General features: G+C 49.5%; 24 protein-coding genes and 1 pseudogene. 8 read left to right on the top strand and 17 right to left on the bottom strand.

Features of this window, described 5'->3' with window-relative positions; all coding sequences use genetic code 11:
• Positions 1–74 precede the first annotated feature (74 nt).
• From J5I83_RS03330 to J5I83_RS03310, 5 genes are read left to right on the top strand one after another with little or no spacing between them, the layout of a single operon-like run.
• Positions 75–368 (top strand): IS66 family insertion sequence element accessory protein TnpB, encoded by a 294-nt coding sequence (locus J5I83_RS03330; RefSeq protein WP_304053276.1) that lies wholly within the window; start codon positions 75–77, stop codon positions 366–368.
• Positions 359–706, top strand: coding sequence for an IS66 family insertion sequence element accessory protein TnpB (gene tnpB / locus J5I83_RS03325; RefSeq protein WP_304053274.1), 348 nt, complete (start codon positions 359–361; stop codon positions 704–706). The genes J5I83_RS03330 and tnpB overlap by 10 nt, the downstream gene beginning before the upstream one ends.
• Before the next feature lie 48 nt (positions 707–754).
• Positions 755–2338, top strand: coding sequence for an IS66 family transposase (locus J5I83_RS03320; protein WP_304053273.1), 1584 nt, complete (start codon positions 755–757; stop codon positions 2336–2338).
• 30 nt (positions 2339–2368) lie between these two features.
• Positions 2369–2551 carry a hypothetical protein gene (locus J5I83_RS03315; protein ID WP_304053272.1) on the top strand — a complete coding sequence of 61 codons (183 nt, stop codon included), beginning with the start codon at positions 2369–2371 and terminating at the stop codon, positions 2549–2551.
• Positions 2548–3549 (top strand): histidinol-phosphate transaminase, encoded by a 1002-nt coding sequence (locus J5I83_RS03310; protein WP_304053271.1) that lies wholly within the window; start codon positions 2548–2550, stop codon positions 3547–3549. Before J5I83_RS03315 ends, J5I83_RS03310 begins: the two co-directional genes overlap by 4 nt.
• Positions 3550–3602: 53 nt before the next feature.
• On the opposite strand, the gene J5I83_RS03305 is transcribed toward J5I83_RS03310, so the two are convergent.
• On the bottom strand, positions 3603–4043 hold the full coding sequence (locus tag J5I83_RS03305) for a cytochrome c (protein ID WP_304053270.1): 441 nt from the start codon (positions 4041–4043) through the stop codon (positions 3603–3605).
• 78 nt (positions 4044–4121) lie between these two features.
• On the opposite strand from J5I83_RS03305, the gene J5I83_RS03300 reads away from it, so the two are divergent.
• Both J5I83_RS03300 and J5I83_RS03295 read left to right on the top strand, forming a co-directional pair.
• Positions 4122–5123, top strand: a complete 1002-nt coding sequence (locus J5I83_RS03300; RefSeq protein ID WP_304053269.1) for a cupredoxin domain-containing protein — start codon at positions 4122–4124, stop codon at positions 5121–5123.
• A gap of 11 nt (positions 5124–5134) precedes the next feature.
• Entirely contained in the window at positions 5135–6220 is a 1086-nt protein-coding gene (locus J5I83_RS03295) for a multicopper oxidase domain-containing protein (protein ID WP_304053268.1), read from the top strand.
• Between the two features lie 103 nt (positions 6221–6323).
• Here J5I83_RS03295 and J5I83_RS03290 read toward each other — a convergent pair whose 3' ends face one another.
• The 5 genes and pseudogenes from J5I83_RS03290 to J5I83_RS03265 all read right to left on the bottom strand — a co-directional run bounded on the left by J5I83_RS03290 (position 6324) and on the right by J5I83_RS03265 (position 12017).
• Positions 6324–6755: a hypothetical protein gene (locus tag J5I83_RS03290; RefSeq protein WP_304053266.1), complete on the bottom strand. Its 432-nt coding sequence runs from the start codon at positions 6753–6755 to the stop codon at positions 6324–6326.
• Between the two features lie 213 nt (positions 6756–6968).
• The gene (locus J5I83_RS03285; RefSeq protein ID WP_304053265.1) at positions 6969–7673 is read right to left on the bottom strand and encodes a cytochrome c biogenesis CcdA family protein; all 705 of its coding nucleotides are present in this window, start codon (positions 7671–7673) and stop codon (positions 6969–6971) included.
• Between the two features lie 86 nt (positions 7674–7759).
• On the bottom strand, positions 7760–9061 hold the full coding sequence (locus J5I83_RS03280) for a multiheme c-type cytochrome (protein WP_304053263.1): 1302 nt from the start codon (positions 9059–9061) through the stop codon (positions 7760–7762).
• A gap of 290 nt (positions 9062–9351) precedes the next feature.
• Positions 9352–10837: pseudogene (locus J5I83_RS03270) on the bottom strand (efflux RND transporter permease subunit); the annotation flags it as partial.
• Between the two features lies 1 nt (position 10838).
• A complete protein-coding gene (locus J5I83_RS03265) occupies positions 10839–12017 on the bottom strand; it encodes an efflux RND transporter periplasmic adaptor subunit (protein WP_304053277.1) in 1179 nt (392 codons plus the stop codon).
• A 179-nt stretch (positions 12018–12196) separates the two neighbouring features.
• Here J5I83_RS03265 and J5I83_RS03260 point away from each other — a divergent pair, with 179 nt between their 5' ends.
• Positions 12197–13663 carry an IS5 family transposase gene (locus tag J5I83_RS03260; protein ID WP_304053260.1) on the top strand — a complete coding sequence of 489 codons (1467 nt, stop codon included), beginning with the start codon at positions 12197–12199 and terminating at the stop codon, positions 13661–13663.
• Here the strand turns inward: J5I83_RS03260 and J5I83_RS03255 are convergent.
• From J5I83_RS03255 to J5I83_RS03205, 11 genes are all read right to left on the bottom strand, one after another.
• Positions 13649–13849 (bottom strand): hypothetical protein, encoded by a 201-nt coding sequence (locus J5I83_RS03255; protein ID WP_304053258.1) that lies wholly within the window; start codon positions 13847–13849, stop codon positions 13649–13651. The two genes, J5I83_RS03260 and J5I83_RS03255, sit on opposite strands and share 15 nt — an antisense overlap.
• 28 nt (positions 13850–13877) lie before the next feature.
• Complete coding sequence (locus tag J5I83_RS03250; RefSeq protein WP_304053257.1) at positions 13878–14003, bottom strand: hypothetical protein; 126 nt, start codon at positions 14001–14003, stop codon at positions 13878–13880.
• An 11-nt stretch (positions 14004–14014) separates the two neighbouring features.
• Positions 14015–14344 carry a TolC family protein gene (locus tag J5I83_RS03245; protein WP_304053256.1) on the bottom strand — a complete coding sequence of 110 codons (330 nt, stop codon included), beginning with the start codon at positions 14342–14344 and terminating at the stop codon, positions 14015–14017.
• Positions 14345–14420: 76 nt separating this feature from the next.
• Entirely contained in the window at positions 14421–15200 is a 780-nt protein-coding gene (locus tag J5I83_RS03240; protein WP_304053255.1) for a TolC family protein, read from the bottom strand.
• 185 nt (positions 15201–15385) lie between these two features.
• Positions 15386–16156, bottom strand: coding sequence for a Spy/CpxP family protein refolding chaperone (locus J5I83_RS03235; RefSeq protein WP_304053254.1), 771 nt, complete (start codon positions 16154–16156; stop codon positions 15386–15388).
• A 48-nt stretch (positions 16157–16204) separates the two neighbouring features.
• Positions 16205–17635, bottom strand: a complete 1431-nt coding sequence (locus J5I83_RS03230; RefSeq protein ID WP_304053253.1) for a nitrous oxide reductase accessory protein NosL — start codon at positions 17633–17635, stop codon at positions 16205–16207.
• On the bottom strand, positions 17619–18158 hold the full coding sequence (locus tag J5I83_RS03225; RefSeq protein WP_304053252.1) for a TlpA disulfide reductase family protein: 540 nt from the start codon (positions 18156–18158) through the stop codon (positions 17619–17621). Before J5I83_RS03225 ends, J5I83_RS03230 begins: the two co-directional genes overlap by 17 nt.
• The gene (locus J5I83_RS03220) at positions 18155–18664 is read right to left on the bottom strand and encodes a nitrous oxide reductase accessory protein NosL (protein ID WP_304053250.1); all 510 of its coding nucleotides are present in this window, start codon (positions 18662–18664) and stop codon (positions 18155–18157) included. The genes J5I83_RS03225 and J5I83_RS03220 overlap by 4 nt, the downstream gene beginning before the upstream one ends.
• A gap of 32 nt (positions 18665–18696) precedes the next feature.
• Positions 18697–19710, bottom strand: a complete 1014-nt coding sequence (locus J5I83_RS03215) for a hypothetical protein (protein WP_304053248.1) — start codon at positions 19708–19710, stop codon at positions 18697–18699.
• Complete coding sequence (locus J5I83_RS03210; RefSeq protein WP_304053246.1) at positions 19707–20387, bottom strand: ABC transporter ATP-binding protein; 681 nt, start codon at positions 20385–20387, stop codon at positions 19707–19709. The genes J5I83_RS03215 and J5I83_RS03210 overlap by 4 nt, the downstream gene beginning before the upstream one ends.
• Before the next feature lie 2 nt (positions 20388–20389).
• The coding region (locus J5I83_RS03205; protein WP_304053244.1) for an ABC transporter permease at positions 20390–20848 on the bottom strand (459 nt) is incomplete at its 5' end.

The raw sequence follows: 20848 nt of genomic DNA, 5'->3' as shown, positions 1-20848 counted from the left end.
GTAAGCCTCCAACCCTTCCACATTAACACCCTGATACATCATTGCTATCCTCAAATCTTTTCCAAGGAGGAACGATGTCATCATTAGAAATACGACGAATTCATATCGAAGCATGGCAAACCAGCGGTATGTCGCAGGCGGCTTATTGCCGGAAGCATGGTTTGAATGCCAAGACGTTCGGGAACTGGTTACGCATTTATCGGAGTGGGCGCGAGGTTGTTCGGTCGTCTGCGTTGGTTCCGGTCACGATCAAGCCAATGTCTATGACGGCCAATACGCTGCGTCTTCGCGGTCAGGGCGATCATGTGCTGGAACTGCCATCGACGGTTTCGCCACATTGGCTGGGGGAGTTGTTGAAGTGTCTTTGATTGCGAATCCGGGGAAGATTTGGTTGATGGTTGAGCCGGTGGATATGCGTCGCGGCATTGACGGGTTGTCGACATTGGTTATGCAGGCGTTGCAGCGATCGCCTTGTGCGGGTTCGGCGTTTGTATTTTGCAATCGCGCGGGCAATCGCATCAAGGTGCTGCAGTGGGATGGCACCGGCGTGTGGTTGTGCCAGCGCCGCTTGCATCAGGGACGGTTCGCTTGGGGGCGTTCGGATACGGGCGAGATGGAACTGACTTCGTCGCAATGGGAGTGGTTGATTGCCGGGGTAGATTGGCGTCGTTTGGGGTTACAATCTTGCGTACGAAAATATAGCTAAAGTCAATACTGACGGCACTTTGCACGGGTTTCGCGGTATAATGACGCCATGAAAATGCACGTAAAACAGTCAATCGAATTAGATCATTTGAACCTCACGCCGGAAGCTAAAACCGAGGTATCGAATCTGATTCAATCACTGCTTACGCAAGCACAAAACGAGCTCAAACTGCTGGAAGGGAAGAATCAGGCACTGACGCTGGAACTGGCACATTTGCGCCGCATTCGCTACGGCACGAAGAGCGAAGCGCTGTCTCAGGTGCAATTCAGCCTGTTCGAAGAAGACTGGCAAATCGATGTTTCGGCCATTGAAGCGGAAATCGAGCAACTGCCGCTGCCGGTTCCGCAGAAGCCTAAGCGTGCACGCACCGGGCGCCAACCTCTACCGGATCACCTGCCACGCATCGAACACCGCCATGAACCGGAATCCTGCCAATGCAAACAGTGCGGCAGCGATCTGGTAAAAATCGGTGAAGATGTCACTGAACAACTGGACGTCAAACCCGCTGAATTCTTCGTGCACCGCCACATCCGCCCGCAATACGCCTGCCGGTGTTGCGAAACCGTGGTCGCGGAACCCGTGCCACCCGCCATCATCGACGGCGGTATGGCGGCAGTGGGCTTGTTGGCCTGGATCACGATCTGCAAATACCTCGATCACCTGCCGCTGTATCGCATCGCACAAATCACCGCCCGGGAAGGTGTCACTTTATCGCTTTCCACGTTGGCGGAATGGATCGGACGTGTCGGCGTGGCACTGCAACCGCTGGTTGACCAGCTGATTTTGCACTTATTGCAAGGCCGTGTGTTGCACGCCGACGAAACCCCGGTGGCGCAACTTGATCCCGGCAGCGGCAAAACGCAGCGCGCCTACCTGTGGGCGTATCGCAGCAACGATTTTGAGTTGGGGCCGCGCATCATCGTATTCGACTACCAAACCAGCCGTAGTGGCAAACATGTGCAAAACTTCCTCGACAGCTGGCAAGGCAGTCTTGTCGTCGACGACTATGGCGGTTACAAGGCTTTATTCTCCAAAACAGCATCACCCTGCACTGAATTAGGGTGCTGGGCGCACGCGCGCCGCAAATTCTTCGATCTGCACCAAGCCAACGCCAGCACTGTCGCGTATGAAGTGCTGCAACGCATTGGCGGACTTTACGCCGTCGAAGCCGAAGGCAAGCACTTATCGACCGAAGCCCGGCAACAACTGCGCGCAGAAAAAAGCCTGCCGATCCTGCAATCGTTGCACGACTGGTTACTGCAAACCCGCGCCCAAACCGCCAATGGCGGCGGCACCGCCAAAGCCATCGACTACACCTTGAAGCGCTGGCAAAGCCTAATCCGCTACGCCAGCAGCGGACACCTGCCGATTGACAACAACCCCGTCGAAAACACTATTCGCCCCATCGCGCTCGGCAAGAAAAACTGGTTGTTCACCGGCTCCGAACGCGCCGGAAAACGTGCCGCCGCCATTCAAACCCTACTCGGCACAGCAAAACTCAACGGCCTCAACCCCGCACAATGGTTAGCCGACACCCTCAAAAAACTCCCCGCCTGGCCTAACAGCCGAATCGATGAATTGCTACCGCTTGCACCGGAGGCTATTGAAGCATTGTTGAAGGAATGTGGGTAGGTGGTGGGGTTGGAGGGATACAATGCAGCAATGTACGATCGGCTGTTAAGCACAACGCGGAATCCTGACATTATTACGGTGTTGCGCAATCTCCAACAAGCATCGAAGGAGCGTCACCTGCCAGCTTTTCAGCAATGCGTGAGTCGTGTGGAAGGTGCGGGTGGAATGGCTCATGGAGCAAAACACCGTCGAGGCAGGGGAGGCCTGACATGAACGCCATTGCGGAGAAAGGTGGCGGCACTTTCCAAGGGATTAAGCTTTTACTGTGTGAGAACCCCCTTCCGCCACTTGAAGAAGCCATCGCAGCAGCCCAAGCCGAAGCACCTCATAGCAACTACTATACCGAGCCTTATTCGGCGCCGTTGCGTCGACTTATCAGTGAACAACTCGATGTTCCAGAACGGCTCATTCACATCAACGCGGGTTCCGAGCTGATTCTTCGCCAACTGTTTGATCGTTTTGGTCAACAGGTCCATTTACTGACACCGACTTACGCACTTTTCCCAGAAATTGCCCGGCACTATACCGAAACACGATTACCACCCGAAAAAGACTTTGTCCTTGATCTCAGCGAATTAGTGATTCCGGCTGGCACCACGCTCGCTGTCATTGTCAATCCCAATAATCCTAATGGCGGCATCTTCGATATGACGCCCCTGCCAGCACTGTTACACCGCTATCCAGAAACACGCTTTCTCATCGATGAGGCATTTATCGGTCTGGCCGGAAAATCGGTAGCAAATCTGGTATCCCGGTACGCCAACTTAATCGTGACACGCACCCTGTCCAAAGCACACAGCCTGGCAGGCTTTCGAGTGGGTTACGCGCTCCTTCCTGAAGCGATCGCCGACGATCTAAACAGTCACAATGATGCTTATCCCCTTGCCCGCCCCAGTCAAGCAGCTGCAATTGCAACGCTGGAGCATGAGAATAAAATCCGTGCGCGCACCAAAGAATTACGTGCATGGACTGAAGAGCTGGCAAGCCAGTTACGCACCCTAGGAATACGTACTTATCCAACCGAAACCTATTTTTTCTTGGCTGATTTCTCGCCTCATAATGCAGAACAGATAGCGGAAACTCTCAAAGCACAGGGGATTCTGGTCAAGCCTTTGCAGGATCCTGTTCTGGGGAAGGGATTTATGCGCATCACCACCGCACTTCCAGAAGATAATCTTCGTTTTGTGAATGTACTACAAAAACTAATATGAATGAGTTAAGAGTTAAATTACCTCCGGATTTACCGGAGGTAATTTAACTTACTTCATTCTTGCAGACGATAGATGTATTCTGTCAGCGCAAGAATACGGCTGCGTGCAGCCGATTCACGATCATGAAGAGGATAATTCTCGAAGAAAATTGAGCTCTGCCTGTTAAAAGTGTTCCCCCAGACCGGCATTGTACGCGGCCCGTGAGCCTTGACTTCCTCTCGTCCATCTATGATCTGATAGACCCGGTCGAATGGAAATACCCCCTTATTATTCCTGGCAAGCACAGTGAGGTTAGGCACTGGCCTCACTAGCAGTTCTTTTAGAGGACTGTCATCACCCTTTCCTGTAAGGCCATGACAAACAGCGCAAGCTGCCTCATATTCTATTTTTCCAATATCCAATTTATCTTCTGCAAATGTGCCTGTGGACAAGCTCATAAGCATGATTCCAATTAGTGTTACCGCAATAGCACGAAATATCATTAATATTTTCATGTTGCCTCCATAGAGATCTTAACAAACGGATCGGTCATGACCGCTTGATGAAAGATTTTAAAAAACCAGGAGTGATGAATGAAGCGGCGTGACTTTCTTAAAGCGAGTTCAGCAGGATTTGCGAGTACGTTGCTGGCAGGAGGTGGGTTTCTAAGCTGGAAATCGAGAGCTTATGCTACAAACGTTGCACTGACTTACTACATTACCCATGGCTGGATCACTCAGCCTGATGGCGTAAGCGTCTATTTTCGTGGCTACAGTAGCAGCAGCAATTCATTGCAGGTGCCTGGTAACTCGTTTGTGGTTCAACAAGGCGACACCGTTACAGTGACAATCCACAATAGGCTCACAACCACGCATAGCTTCAAGATAGACGAAATCGTTGATTCGGGTCCGATCGCTGGTGGCAGCTCAACTACCGTGCAGTTCCAACCCAGTACTGCTGGCTCATACCTGTTCTACGACGGGCATAACGAGCCCTACGGGCGGCTGGTTGACCTGCATGGCGCCATGGCAGTAATGCCGCTCGGTCTGGATAACCGGGTTTACGTCGGCTCACCAACATTTGTTCAGCAAAAATTCTGGGTCTTCAATCAGATTGACCCAGTGTGGCATAGCAATATCCGTAACCGTGCCATACCTAGCACTCCCTTTACGCCACGCTATTTCACCATTAACGGACTCTCCGGCAGGCCGCCAGGCGCGCCAGGACATGTCGATCCTGCCATTGACGCTATGCATGATCACGAGACTGCGGTACACGGCCATGTCGGTGATCGGACCTTGCTGCGCATGCTTAATGCCGGTTTAGCCACCCACGCCGTACACACTCATGGCAATCACATGGAATGGTTAACCAGCAATGGCCAAATACGGCCAGTGGTTTGGTTAAAAGATATTGTGCCACTTGACGGCAATAAGGGTGTCGCGGATGTAATCTTCCCCTTCGAAGCACCGCCTGATGCCTGGCCTCCGACCAGCACGGGTATCTATGCCATGCATTTGCATGACGAGATGACTCAGACCGCTGGCGGTGGTTTGTACATGTTCGGCGCACTGACTGACATTTATTTTGAATAGGAGACTTTGCAATGAATAGCAGTAAACATGGCGGTGGCATGGGTGGTGGTATGGGTGGCGGCGGCGGCATGAATGCCTGCTACGTCTACCCCATCGACCCCGCTCAAGTTCCAGCACTTGATCCAAACCCGGACATGATATTCGAACGAGGGATTTATATGAATGGTTCCATGACCATGGATGATGGCAGGAACGTGACAATCTGGGGCTTTACCGATCCGGCTGAAGGTGGAGGCATGGGTGGGGGTGGAATGGGCGGTGGGGGTGGAATGGGGGGAGCATTCCCATCACCGCCGATGCGAGTGCGACAAGGGCAAGTCGTGCAGACACGCCTTACGGTAGACATGATGATGTATCACACCATCCATCATCACGGTATCGAGCCTGAATTCCGCAGCGATGGCGTGGGACACATATCATGGGACGTGAACGGTACCTATACCTATCAATGGCGTCCGGCCCACGCTGGAACCTATTTTTACCACTGCCATACCAATACCGTGCTGCACGCAGAGATGGGCATGTACGGCGCGCTAATCGTCGATCCACCGGAAGGACCTGGCCGGGCATTTGAAAATGGCCCCAGTTATGATCTTGAGGTCATTTGGGCAGTGGATGAGATTGACTCTTCCTGGCACACCCTATCGTGGGATGCCGGAACTTGTGGCGGTGATGTCGGCCTCAATATCCTCAATCCCGATTACTTTATCATCAGTGGTGTGGATGGGAACCAGTCGGCATTGACCGATCCGCGCGTGGCGGTAACCATGAACATGGGACAGCGCCTGCTAATACGCTACATCTGTGCCGGCTATCTGCCACAGCAGATCCGTTTTGGAGGTCTGACAGCGGAAGTAGTCGCCTCCGATGAACGACCGTTGCCACAGTCATTTCTGACCACGCAAATCAACGCGGTTTCCGCAGAACGCTATGACTGCATCATCCAGCCGACTCAAGCTGGCATCTATACAGTCGAGATCGATATCAGGCACTGGATCACCGGTCAAGTGCTGGGCACTTGCACGTACGCGCATTACAGTCACGTAAAGCGGCTTTCGTGCAATTTAAAGAGAACAATCAACGGTCAATCAGAGTGAGGTCTTGCCATCAGGTGTGAATAGCAGCGCAAGACCTCTCCCAGATCCTTTAACCTGGCTTCCTCTGTTGATGGCTAATTCTGGTGTTAGCAATTTCATTATTTCAATAATCACATCCTGAAGCCGATGCCAGAATCTCCAATAACTGATAACCCTCCAAGCGCTTTACTTCTCGCCCCTCCATCTCCTGAATCCAGGTTGGGATTACCAGAATGTTCTTCTCCAAACATCGTTCGACTTGGGTATTGGGTGCAGCCGGGTTACATTCGATCTCATTGATGTACTGGAATGCATTGCCAAAGCTCTTGCGTTGAGCGCGACAACTTGCGCAGGTAAATGAACTATACATGAGGTAACCTTTTTCGCTGAGACACTTAGCGAATGACTCAAGCCTATCTTGGCGCGATGCATGTTTTTGATCCATCTCATCCGCCGCAGCACTATTGATCTGATAAATCATCAAATTAAGCACAAGTGTCAGGCATGCGATTAAACCTGGATTCCTCAGTTGATCGCTAATTTTTAGTTTTAACATTATGAATATTCTATCCTTTACAACAATTTTCACCTTCCCCTTTTGGGTGTTACCGCTTCGGGGTAAATTGCACAATTCTACAAGCACATGGCTTCGTTACAACGCCTTGGAATAGAGCGACTATTCCGCGTCGTTGCGCCGCGCCCTGCACCCGTAAAACCGCACACTCCACCTCGTCCAACGGAAGAATTCAGGTTAATAACAGAACGGTTTTCATAGATACCACCCCAGTTGATAGTAAGCGATTAACAGCGCACCGAGCGATAGCATTAATAGACCAGATGACAGGTTCATCCATTTTCTGTTCTTCTGGCGCCATAGCTTAAGTTTTGTACTCGATGCTCCAAAATAATAGAGCAGAATAAGGATGACTAATAAGGGTAATGCAAAGATGGCATTGTAGATCAGCAAGTAAATAAAGGCCTGCACATCGAACGATTTTGCCAGCATAGCTGTAACTGCCAGGTAGGGACCACCAGTACACGGTAGTTCGACCATGGCGACAAAGCCGCCTATAGAAATGATCCCAAGCCACGAAATTTTCATGGCCATGCGGGAGAGCTTTTCCTTGTAAGACGGTGCAATTTCCAATGATATGCCTTTTCCATACCAGTAAAAATCTTTAAGCTCGATCAGGCCCAGGATGATGACCGCTACACCAGCGACAGTACCTATTATTTCCGCAAAACCACGCTCTATCAGGATATGTTGAAACCAAATTAGCCCGAGCCCTGAAAGGGTATAAATAACAAAGACCGTGGCAATGTAGGTCATGCCAAGTATCGTCAACATTTTTTTATCAGCGAAGGAGCGTAGCAAGACTGAGGTTAGAAACAGCAGAACACCGATTGCGCATGGATTAATCGAATCGATAATAGCTGCACTCAGAACAATCGCCAGCGTTAACTCATTACCCAAAACGTCATTCTCCTTAATCTAGTTTTTTGATAAGGGACCAGAAGAATTCCAGTCAAAATAGTTTTTTAATTATCTACACTGCAGACTCAATGAGAAATCCTCGACCAATAGCTCTCTAAACTAAAACTGGGGCTATGCTTTCGGCTATGACACTGCATACATATTCTCTTTCTAGGCCACTGCCGCTGCTCCGTTGCCATACTACCGTTTGATGTTATATGTTTTCTGCCAGCACCGTGACATGACTCGCACTGCACATCAGTTAAATAGGCTGTATCTTCATAATCGATATAGCCGCCTTCCTTATTAAAACCAACTGTGTGACAAGTAATGCAGTTTGGATCAAACGCCTTATTAACCAATGCCAAGCTATCAAATGCCTTGGCGTGTTGGCTTGTTGACCAGACATGGTAGGCGCTTTGGTGACATTCCTTACAGGCATCTGCGCCAACATAATTTCGTTCGCCTAATTCTATCGCCTTGCGTATTTCCACTGACTTTAAATAAGCCTGCTTGACTCGATCATTGTATTCTGTATACCACTCCGCCATTCTTGGTGAATCGGCAAAAAAAGGTGACATGGGGATCTGTTGATGTTTGAATGATTGAATCCGATTATCGCTGTCGAATGTGATATCAAGGCGCCCTAACTGCAAACCACGGACACCTGGTCTTAGAATAAGCGCACCTTTGAACATTTCTGGTTCAACATATTTTTCAGAGGCAGCTTTAACAATTAGAATGTCAACAAACGTAAGCGGCAAGGAAGCTAACGCTGCTTCATAATTCAGGCCCGTGGTCAACACCGTTAGCGCATTTTCTGACTTCGCTTCAGCCAAATTATTTTTAAGCACCTCAAGGCCGGTTCTTGTTCGTTTATGACGGCCTTTTGAGCCGCTTGCCCCATGAAATTCAATCGGCGGCTCAAGCCAACTAAAAAATGCCAACTTCCTGTCGCCACGTTCGATGCGTTTATAACGGCTAAATTGATCGCCTTTCCAGTTAGTGGACACCCAGGGCAGTTGCGCTGCCTTTAAAAAATCGGCGCCATATGACAGGTCTTGCCGCTGAATCCCGATAGCGTCGTAATTCAATGCCTCAAATCCTTTGAGAATATATACGCTGGTTAACCGGTCGCTTGCAGCCTGGCTCACTATTAGGCCGCCTGATGATATGAGAAACAGATTCGGCGAGGTTTTGCACAATTCATCAACCAAGGTGACCCGACGCCTAATGCCGCCTAAATCGCCTTCAAGGGTGCAACCACAAGGCTCCAGATCACCATTCAGATTACCTGAGTAAATGATCGTCATATCGATCGACGCGACAGCAATAATTGGAAATTTGATTAGCAACCAGAAAACAATGATCAGTAGAAATGCGCGCATAAGCTAATTCCATTTCCAAATCAAAAATGACACGAAGGCGAGCCGCAGATAGTATAGACAGTATAAATAATACGGCAAAGTGAAGCCGACAATGTCAATTTTGGTTTAGAAATGGAATCACTATTCATTCATATTCTTTTTGATGCTTAATCCTAAAAGTAGTTTTTAGGTTAATATCAGTTCAACCAGACTATTGTCGTGCTTCATACTTCCGCATCCGTTCCAACACGCGTGAAAGCAGATTGCTCAGTTCGCTCCATTTTAAGCGTGCGCCGAATCGATATCTCCTTCACCAGCGCATAAACAGCCGGAAAAATGATCAGCGTCAGCACTGTCGCTGAGACCATGCCGCCAACCATGGGCGCAGCAATACGCCGTGTTACCTCTGAACCCGTACCAGTGCTTAACATGACGGGTAGCAAACCCAGGATACTGCCCGCAATGGCCATCATAACGGCGCGTATCCGGGTCATAGCGCCTTGTGTCACAGCGGCATATAAATCATCGACGGTGACTTTATCACCAGCCGCATGGCGTTTTGCCACAATAGCTTTGAATGCCTGATCAAGGAAGGTTAGCATTACCATACCCGTTTCGGCTGCAATTCCGATCAGGCCAATGAAACCCACTGCTACCGCAACACTCATCAATGAAAGCAATGAGCACGCCGATCGGCAGCATGATGATCGCCACCAGCGCACTGCGGACATGCATGAGAAAAACCGCGCACACCAGTGCCACAATAATGACTTGTTCGATCAATACTTCATTCAGCGTCTCGATCGCATGCTCAATCAGCTCAGAGCGATCATAGACAGGTTCGATCATCACATCTTGTGGCAGACCTGGCTTGAGTTCCTCAATTTTTGCTTCGATATTGTGGATGACATCAAGCGCATTCTCGCCGTAGCGCGCTACGGCGATCCCTGAGACAACTTCACCTTCGCCATTGAGTTCGGTGATCCCGCGGCGTTCGTCAGGCGCCAGCTCAACCCGGGCGATATTGCGCAACAATACCGGCATCTCCTCATGCGCTTTCACCACCAGATTCTCAATGTCACTGATACCGCGCAGATAGCCCCTGCCGCGCACCATGTACTCCGTTTCTGTGAGTTCGATCACACGCCCGCCTACGTCACGGTTGCTCTGCGCGACCACGTCGATCACCGTTTTGAGTGGAATACCGTAAGCTTGTAGCCTGCGAGGATCGACTGTGATCTGATAGGTTTTTTCGAATCCGCCGACACTGGCAATTTCGGACACCCCCTCTGTTGCAGCTAATTGATAACGCAGGAACCAATCCTGGATACTGCGCAACTCATCCAGTGTACGGTCTTTGGCGGTAACCGCATATTGATAAACCCACCCCACTCCAGTTGCATCCGGGCCGAGCGCGGGTCTCACATCCTGGGGCAACTGGTTGGCTGCAAAGCTCAGATACTCCAGCACATGGGAACGTGCCCAGTAAATATCAGTACCATCTTCAAAAATGACATGGATAAACGACACCCCAAAAGCCGATAAGCCACGCACCACTTTCGATTTGGGCACGCTCAGCATGGCTGTGGTCAGGGGGTAAGTAACCTGATCTTCCACCACCTGGGGTGCTTGTCCGGGATATTCGGTGTAGATGATAACCTGCACGTCGGATAAATCGGGAATGGCATCGATCGGCGTTTTCCACACTGCATAAATACCCCAGGCAACAATTGAGAAGGTTGCCAGCAACACCAGAAAAACATGCCGTACTGACCATTTGATGATGTTGCCAACCATTTCAGTGTGCGCCGTGTTCGCTGGTTGCAGCATTGCCATCCACAGACTGAATAGCAACGATGACATACTCGCCTGCCGATTGCTCGGTAATTTCGAAGATCACCTTTTGGCCGGGTTTCAGTGTGTACAGCAATGCCGAATCATTAACCCGGAAATCCATCATCATGGAAGGCCAATTGAGGCTAGCGATCGGTCCATGCATAAGTGTCAGGGTTGTGTGCGCAAAATCAATTGCTTCGATACTGCCTTCACCTTGATGAGCGACAGACGGTGCTTTAATAAACTTACCGGATTTAGTGTCTTCACTTGCCACCAAAGCATGGCTTCCATGACCAAAACTACTCAAGGCTGCCCGGAGACTGCTTTCCGCATCAATCAGGAAATTTGCTTTGACAACTACTGCTTCCCCTGCTTCAAGCCCTCCTAATACCTCAGCATAGCCATCAGCATGCATGCCAAGTTTGATGGTCCGTGGCTCATATCGGCCTTCTCCTAGATCAACCAGTACCAGTTGCCGTGTGCCGGTGTCAAGCACTGCCGAGTCAGGCAAAGTCAGCACTTTGTCCTTGCTATGCAAGGAAGTAAACTCCACGCACGCATACATGGCGGGCTTAAGCAGTCTGTCAGCATTGGGCAGTTCGATACGCACAATAGCAGTGCGTGTTTCAGGCGTGACATTGGGATAGATAAAAGCCACCTCCCCACTAAACACCTTGTCCGGGTAAGCATCCACCCTGATGGTGGCCTTCTGTCCCGGATGGATCATGCCCAGATCCTGTTCAAACACATCGGCTAGCACCCAAACGTGGGATAAATCGGCAATTTGATAAAGTACTTCTCCGAGTTCAAAGCGTTTACCTTCAATGGACGGTTTCTCCAGCACGACACCATTTGCTTTGGAGCGCAGTGTAACATATTGTCTGATTTCGCCTTCACGCTGCAGGCGCTGCAATTCAATCTCCGCCATGTCTAAGTTGCGCAACCGCTGCAAAGCACTGTCAATTAGTCTTTGCATCTCAGCTCGCACTTTTTGGCTGCCTTCGGCGACCAATTGCATGCCTTTCACTGCGATAAGATATTCGTGTTGGGCTGTGATCAAGACAGGACTATAAACTTCCATCAATGCATCGCCTTTCTTGACGACCTGGCCAGTGTATTGACGAAGAGTCGATGAATCCAGCCCTCGAATTTGATCACCAAGGCGTGCAACTTGCGTTCATCCGGCTGTATCGTAGTCGGCCCTGCAAAATACCTGAGATCCTCATGGATACTTCGATTCAGGTAAGAAACCTATCCCCTAAACTCTCAAGAATTTATAATAACAGCATCTAAACCTGAGGGAAATTCAAGGTATTTAAGATGGCTATCGACGACTTTTTCCGCGCGCGTCTCGATCAAATGATCGATTTGCGACATCCTTTGGCTGTGCTGGCAGGACGACTGCCCTGGTCTCAGATCGAGGCAGCTCTGGCACCTGCGTTTGAGCGCAAGAATCGTCCAGGCCCAGTGGTGGAGATCGATGATCTTTTCGGTAGCACGCAGGTGATTGCTGGAGCGGGTGTCAGTGCTGCTGGCCGTCCACGTCTACCGATGCGGCTGATGGTCTCCCTGCTGTACCTCAAGCACGCGTTCAATCTTAGTGATGAGGAGCTTGTTGCTCGCTGGTCCGAGAACGTAGTATGGCAATACTTCAGTGGACAAGAGTATTACACGCCGAAGCTACCCTGTGATGCCACGCAGATTGGCCGCTTTCGTACTGCAATTGGTGAAGCTGGCGTTGAAGTGCTGCTGAAAGCGACAATCGACACTGCAGTTCAGAGCAAGGCGGTAACACCAAAGGAATTCGAGCGGGTAATCGTTGATACGACCGTCCAGGAAAAAGCCATCGCCCATCCGGTCGACAGCCGTCTGCTGGAGATCGCCCGTGGCAAGGTAGCCCAGGCCGCCAAGCGGGTTGGTATCACTTTGAAACAGACTTTTGCCAAGGAAGGCAAGGTATTGCGTCGTAAAGCCGGAGGCTACGCCCATGCCAGGCAATTCAGACGACTGCGGCGCGCTGTCAAACGGCAGCGCACGATACTCGGCATCGTACTGCGTGAGATCAGGCGCAAGCTAACAACAGCGACGATGGAATGCGCTGCATCACTTGATCGCTTGAACACGCTGCTCGAACGGGCCGAGAGAATCCACAAGCAACAGCCTAAAGACAAGAACAAGCTCTACGCCCTGCACGCACCGGAAGTCGAATGCATCGGAAAGGAGAAGGCGCGTAAGCCCTATGAGTTTGGCGTCAAGGTCAGCATCACCGTTACCCACAAGCAGGGGTTGATCGTGGGTGCTAAAACTTTTCCCGGCAATCCTTACGATGGCCACATTCTCCACGAACAGCTGGCACAAACCAACATCTTACTGGAAGGTTCAAGCGCAAAGTCGAAGCAGGTGATGGTGGACCTCGGCTTCCGTGGAGCGAATGTTGACAATCCGAACGTGGAAATCATCCATCGCGGCAAGTACAAGTCACTAACGAGGCAGCAGCGACGATGGCTTAAGCGTCGCCAAGCTGTGGAGCCAGCAATCGGACACCTAAAATCAGATCATCAGATGGATCGTTGCTGGTTACAGGGCAAACTGGGCGATGCACTCCATGCAGTACTGTGCGCAGCGGGTTATAACCTGCGCTGGCTGTTGCGAGCAATGGTTCGCCTGGGACTGAAGGCGGCTTTTTTGCGACTTTTATTGATTCAGCTGGTCAATCCTATAAGGAGCAAACTTATAACTGTTGATGTGAATACTCGGCATGCTAAAACTATATTAGCAGCCGGGTGAATTTTGCAGGGCCGACATCGTAGCTACAGCCCTGATGGTATGCACCATCTCTCGATGCATGACTTTTTCAGTACTAATCTTGACTGCTGCACGCTCGGTTGGCGGTTCTTCGCTTTCATAAACAGGAATATAGTCCATTCCCATCGGGTCTTTCTTCGGTACCGGAGAGATATCAGGCAATCCCATCGGGTTACGGTAATAGAGAATCTTGCCTTTAGAGGGGGGAGCTCAGTCGAATCGGCCACAGTGTTAACAGACTGGATAGCCCCCACCAATATCCCACTCCAAGTGAAAGCGTGACCAGCATAGCAATAATGATTGCTCTAACGAGGGATCTCATAGTGCACTCCATTAGTGTTGATGCATAAATTCATCCGGGGTCTTGCCAGTGAGCAGATCGATTTCCGCGAGCGCCTTGTTGTAGTTGGCTATCGCTGTTACCAGGCTGATTTCGTAATTGAATACCGTCAGCTGGTTGTCAAGTAATGTCAGAAAATCGACCTGGTTGACCTTGTAGGCCGCCATTGCCGATTCAACTGTCAGCCTGGCCTGAGGCAGGATAGTGGTTTGATACAACTGAGTCGATTTGAGATTCTGTTCAGCCATCGCCACCTGTTGACGCAATTGCGCTGCAATCTCGTTACTTTGCGCCTGATACAGGTCCAATGCCTGATAGTGCATCGCTTCAACTCCATCGCTTTTTGTTGCGCGCCACCAAGCTTTGCAATGCCAATAATTGTGGACGCTGCGACAGCGCCTACTCTCGCAGTGATTCCAAATTCAAGGATGCCTCATGCATATGGAGCGGCTCAGGTAGCAACGCGCCTTCGTAGGTGCTACGCCCCAAAGCGCGTATGATCTCGGCTTCAAACACGGGTCGTTCGCGCGTCAGCCGGAGAAGCTCATCTTGCATTCTGGATACCTCGGTCTGTGCCTTGAATGCATCAGCCTGCGCTCCCATCCCCACTACATAGTGATCCACTGCCAAATGGGTAAAATCTTCCAGAATCAACTTGTTTTTCTCGACCAGCTTAGTCATTTCGAGGGTAAGCCCCAGGTCGAAGTAAGCAACCCTGAGATCGCGCACCACGCGACTTATCGTTTCCTGATAACCGTAATCGACCGCTTCCGCATTTTTGCTGGCGACTCCTTTGCGTAAACCCAATTTTCCCGGAAAAGGGAAACGCTGGGACAGATCAATCATTTTCATGGTCATATCCTCGCGGTTGAATGGCGAGGATGCCAACAACGGGGCATTGATCACCCCCGCTTCCAGCATGGGGTCATCTAACGCTTTTGCGGGTAATATTCTCTGTCGAGCTGCTTCGCGTTCCTGCAATGCAGCCTGAATTTCCGGATTATTCTGCAATGCCTCGCTAATCAAGGTTGTCAGAGGCGTAAGATCCTTAGCATATATGGCAGAAGCATTTTGTGAAGATACCATCGGGATGGTGTGAGTACCCGATATATCCGCGGAAGCATTTATCGGAATCATACTCCCTACAAACAGTAGCAAAATGAACCAGGTTCTGATCATTCTAGAAACCATTGAGTGAGGTGATATTTGATCTCAGATTCTTCATTAGAAATTTAACAATGAAGATAAACAATTAAATAATATAATTTCTTTGCAAAATGACTTGGAAGAAAAAATTATAAATATATTCAATAAGTTTTTCTAATGACTTCCATGAGTAAATTCTCTTCATGGAAAATAGGGGTTTAATTAAGCTGTTCTTGCCCGCTGTGGCCATCATCATGATCATGGCCACTTCCTTCGTGTTTATCGCCATGTTTTTTTTCATCACTGCCGTGATCGTGACCGCCGCCATGCTCCCCTTGCTTATCACCATGCATTCTTCCACCGCGCTCGTGATTATGGTCTCCTCCCCCATGACCCCCACCGTGCTTGCCTCCATGCATTTTTCCACCACTCCCGTGATCATGATCGTCTCCACCATGATCCCCGCTGCGCATGTCATGCTCTATTTTCAATGTTTTAAGTTTGTTCCTTTGCTCTGGTGTCAAAATAGCATGGACAGCCTCGCGATCGGCAAGATAACGTTCAACCATTGTATGGTGAGCAGAGACATATCTTTCCCCTAATCGACGTATAGTTGCATCATCCGTAGCCGGTTGCATACTGGCCTCTTCAAACGCTTGATGGTGTTTATGTATTCTTTCCTTCATTCTTTTGTGTGCTTCTTTGTCTTTCATCTGCAAGCGGAGGATTTTATCCAACTGCTCATCGGTAAGCTGCAATGCATCGGCTTGTGAAGCGACCAACTGCGCATAGCTGTGGTCATGGGCATGCATGCCGCCATCTTCTCCATGGCCCTCTTCATGCTTCATCATGCCGCCATGCATGCCCCCACCCTTTTTATGATCATCCTTCTCATGACTACAAGCCAATGCATGAATGGAAGCCGACCCTATTACCATTGCGAACGCAGAACCAACGAGCATAGAAATGATAGTTTTTTTGCTGTTCATGATTATTGCCTCCTAGTTTGTTTAAAGTTACTGCTAACATGTATATCATCAATAAGGCGCGGGACGGTATGTCCACTGAACGGCTAAATTGGCAAAGAAACCGCCACCTAGTTGAACTTGGTCAAACTGTCTGGCGGGCGAAAGCACCACATGACGGGAGTTCAGATCTTCGTAGATAGGCAGCCCAATCGATCCCCGCAGCTTGAAATTGCCACCGAAAGCATTCAGAAAGCGATAGTCCCCGACAAATGCCAGATTGGTCACAGTCCCCCCGCTGTTACCAATCTTATGTCCCTGATCTTCATTTTTCCAGGTATAGTTGGCATCTACTTCGACACCAACCATCAGATCATAGTTCGGTGTGTAATGAAATGCTACGCCACCGGTGGCCATATCACCAAACGCAAAATCACTGTCATTTTTCGGATTGACGTTATACAGCGCCGAGCCATGAAACCAGAATTTCTTCCAGCGGTGCGAATAGAGCAATCCTCCCATAAATGTCGGTACATCTTTGCCAAATTGGAGCGCGGGCGATGTTGCCATTTGTCTTGTTCTGGTCACGGGATCGGGCGTGGCATTTAGCGTATTATCAAACCGGCCTGTCGGGAAAGTCGTGCCCAACAAAACAGTAGCAAATTGGTGATACATCTCGGAACGCCAGAAGTTATAACGGCTTTCGAGCGTAATATCCCCCAGGCTGTTTGCTTCGGCCACCGTCTCCGTGATACCGCCCGATGTTCGATTGAGCGTTTTCAGTGATCGCTCAAACCAAGGGATATTCATGAACAGCGAGAAACGATCCGTAACCGCATAATTTAAAACCAAAGCCTGCTGATGCGCGATCAGTTCCTTAGGAGCGCGCGGCTGGGCAGGGTTAGCGCTGATGAAATCGCCCGGGTTGATGTCATGGGTACCCATTTGGACATTATCTTTTTGCATATAGCCATAGACGATGCCAATACTGAAAGTACCCTTGCCCGGTGTCACCGCTGTGCGGATACGAAACGGCGCAGTGGTGCCTACCGGTGAAACATCCGTATAAGCAAAACCGAAATCCATCATGCTGCCGCCCTCTTTTTTGATGAACGCTTCAGCTTCATCTCGTTTAGCAAAGGCGATATAATTGGGAATCATGTCCGGAATGATTTCGCTGCCCAAGACATAGTAGGCTTTATCCGCATCGATCAGCTCGCCGCTTACCCAATCATGCACCTGAACTGACTCGAAGGCATCCAATCCTCCTTCATCTTCAACAATGCGCAGCATACAGGCAACGCCACAGGAAAATTCCTTGCGTCCATCCCTGTATTTCAGCACTGCTGCAGTCTTGTAGTATAAATCAATATACATGCCGCAAACACGGCAGCTTTCACGTTCGTGTGCAGGTTCAGGCGCTTCCTCGGCCTTCAGATACGCTGGTCCAAGCAAGAACAGGTAAACGATCCAGATCAATGTGGCGTTAAAAGCGCCCTTCATAATAAAAACTCCCTTTATACAATACGCTGGTAAACAATCTTTCAAATCCTTCAACACCGGCCTCACCCGTAAGCTTGCCTCGCAAGATACCTTCCTCATCAAAAACGAAGGTCGCGGGCAGACCGATCACGCCAAATTTTTTGACCACCAGACCATATTCATCCAGCAGCATCGGATAGCTCAGCTGGGCTAATTTTTTAAGACGCTCGTCGTTTACATCAATCCGGCTGGTGTTGATCGCTACCGGCACAAATCCCAGCTCTTTGTATTTCTGATAATAAACCTCGAACGCGTCCAGCATTTTCTTGTCGCAATAACTACAATCAATTGACCAGAAACGTACCAGCACGACTTTACCTTTAAAGTCTTGAGGTATCTTGACCGATTTGCCCTGAAAATCGGTCAAGGTAACAGAAGGGACAGGGTCACCGATTTGCGGACCACTGTGCCCGCCAAGCGTGCTGCACGCCACAATCATCAATAAAGCCAGCAGGACACAATGCAAGTAATACTTCATGTTCATGAACGTCTATCCAGTGACTCGATCAATGCGGGCGTCACCTCTTCAAACCGGATAATGGATTTACCTTTGTGATCATGCATAAACTCCTTGGCCGACTCCATATCTTTGAACGGTAATAATTCATGTCCCATTGGCCCCAGTACATCGGAGCCAATCACATAAAACGCCGTCTTGGCATCGATCAACTCCACCTCATAGTAATCGGTGACGTAAATCTCGGTGATCATCTCAGCGGTCTTGCCGGGTGTATATTTCTGGGGCTCGAACATATTTTTGAACATATCCTTGGCGCCGTCATAAAAGTAGGAGCTGCCGTCATTGAAATAGATTTGCGCCACCCACTTTGGGTATTTATAAACAAACATGCCGCAGACAGGACAGCGGTCTTTCTTTTGAATAGGGATTTTCTGGTGTCTCGCAAAAGTGCTGTTGATACAGATGATACTTAATAGCAAAAACAGTATCAGCAACCATCCTCTCGCCCTGATAAAGCTTAGAATTTTCATTGTTATGTTTCTTGTCGGATTTATTTGATGATTTAATAAACGACTTCATAGCTCATCACCAGGCTGGAAGTGACGATTTCGTAACTGACGAACATCGTGAATGCGGCATACATCAGTACAGAACCCAGCGCGAGCCTGTTAACAATGCCATTCAACACCAGTTTAAGGCTTTCCACATGACGGAAAGGTATCAATACCCCCACACCCACACCGGTTACGACCGCACCGAACAGGAGTAGATACATCCAATAGCCGATATAACCGTACTCTTCCATGACGATACAGAATGGACAATGGTGGGTCGGCAGTTCGTAGATATAGAGGGAGATAAAGGAAATAATCGAAATCAGCGAGATGATGAATGTCACCAAGCTCAGGACAGCATACAGATATCCCCCTACTCCTTTGAAATAAAAGAGCAAACCACTGCCAAGGGTGATTAGCATGGCAACATAGAATACCCACATCATCGGTCGCGCGGGCAGCGAAGCGATTTCCGATCCCAAACCGGATCCGCTTTTATCACCGAACAGGCTGCCACAGCACGACACAATCACATCGGCCCGCATGTCCAAGAAATAGGCGCTTGCCAAAAGCGTCTCTAGCACAATAAATGGGGTAATAACAGCCAGCAACCAATACTTCTTCTTAATCAGCGGATAATCGTAGCCTTTATTGTCAGCATAATTGAGCACTAGCCACAATCCTGCCAGAATGAAATTGATCACTTTCAATATGAGTGTCGGATAACCGAAGGCATTGACGTTCAGGGTTCCGGCAGCGCACATCGCGCCAACAAATAAAGGACACAGCGCATCGGCGGTAAAAACATACAGAAACAGTGATAACAGTTGCAGACCAAACACATAGATGAGCAAGGTCGAAATCAGGTAAGTTTTGCGCTCCAGAATCAACTGCAACTCATCACCACTCTCGATATTCCAGTGCCTGAGAATTTGTACACCGTAATAGGCGGCGTACAGCAACATAAAACTACCTATGTAGGCAGCAAGCAGATTAGCAATAACGGTTGGATGCAGAATCACGCGGACTCACCCTCTATCTTGCCGTCACGCAGATTTACGACACGATCGACTATCGCTGCATCATATACGAGCGGATCGTGACTCGTGATGATGATGGTTTTACCCTCGGTTTTGAATTTCTCGATGATTTCCAGGAAGCGATACGATAGTTTGGTATCAAGATGCGCGGTTGGTTCATCAGCAATGATGATCGATGGATTATTGATCAATGCCCGCACGATAGATACGCGCTGCGCTTCACCTCCTGACAGCCATTCAACTCTGGAAGCAGCCTTGTCAGTCAGATTGAGTTCAGACAGACCGTCAAGCGCTCTTGTTTTTAAATGCCTGCGCTTTTCGCCCAGTGGATAGGCCGGCAACATGACATTTTCCAGGACGGAAATCCCATTGATCAGATTGGGTTGCTGAAATATAAAACCAAATGTTTTGCGCCGGATATCAGTCAAAAAGCGTTCTGGCAAACTGGTAATTTCGCGACCGTTCAACCTCACCCGTCCAGCCGTGGGACGACTCATGCAAGCGAGAATACTGAGCAAGGTCGTTTTGCCGGAGCCGCTCGGTCCTTTCAATACTGTCACCTTGTTCTCGCCAATATCCAGGTTGACGCCATTAATCGCCATAAATTCACTGGAATTCCCGGCATTAAAGACTTTTTTGACATTAAGTAATTCAATCATGGCTATACTCCTGTATGCCGCATCGCTGTGTCAGGATCGATCGTGGCTGCACGCCAGATGGGAACAATCGTGGCAACGGTGTAGGGCACAACGGTGAAAAAGAACAAGATGATAATTTGTTCCGCATTGATAAAGGGTGTCAGTTCGAAATTAGGATACAGATTGGACCAGCCTTTCAATGCCGGTTCGAACACCGGTGAACCCGCCAAAAATACATGAACGTAAGCCAGAATCACACCCGTCAGGAAGGCAGTCAGTGAAATCATCGCCCCTTCCCAGAATTTCATTTGAATCACATCTGAGGTTTCCCAGCCCACGGCCTTAAGAATACCGATTTCGCGGCGCTCGCCAGCACTCAGACCCGATGCTTTATCCCAGGCAAAAATGACGAACGCCAGCACTGCTGCCGAGAAAATCACGATCATCATGCCGCCACGCCAATTGAAAATGGAATCATACGT

It is taken from the genome of Nitrosomonas communis, assembly GCF_024102715.1.
In the GTDB taxonomy this organism is placed as follows: Bacteria; Pseudomonadota; Gammaproteobacteria; order Burkholderiales; family Nitrosomonadaceae; genus Nitrosomonas; species Nitrosomonas communis_B.
Note: the sequence above shows the minus strand (reverse complement) of the source record. Positions and strands in the feature narration are given on the sequence as shown.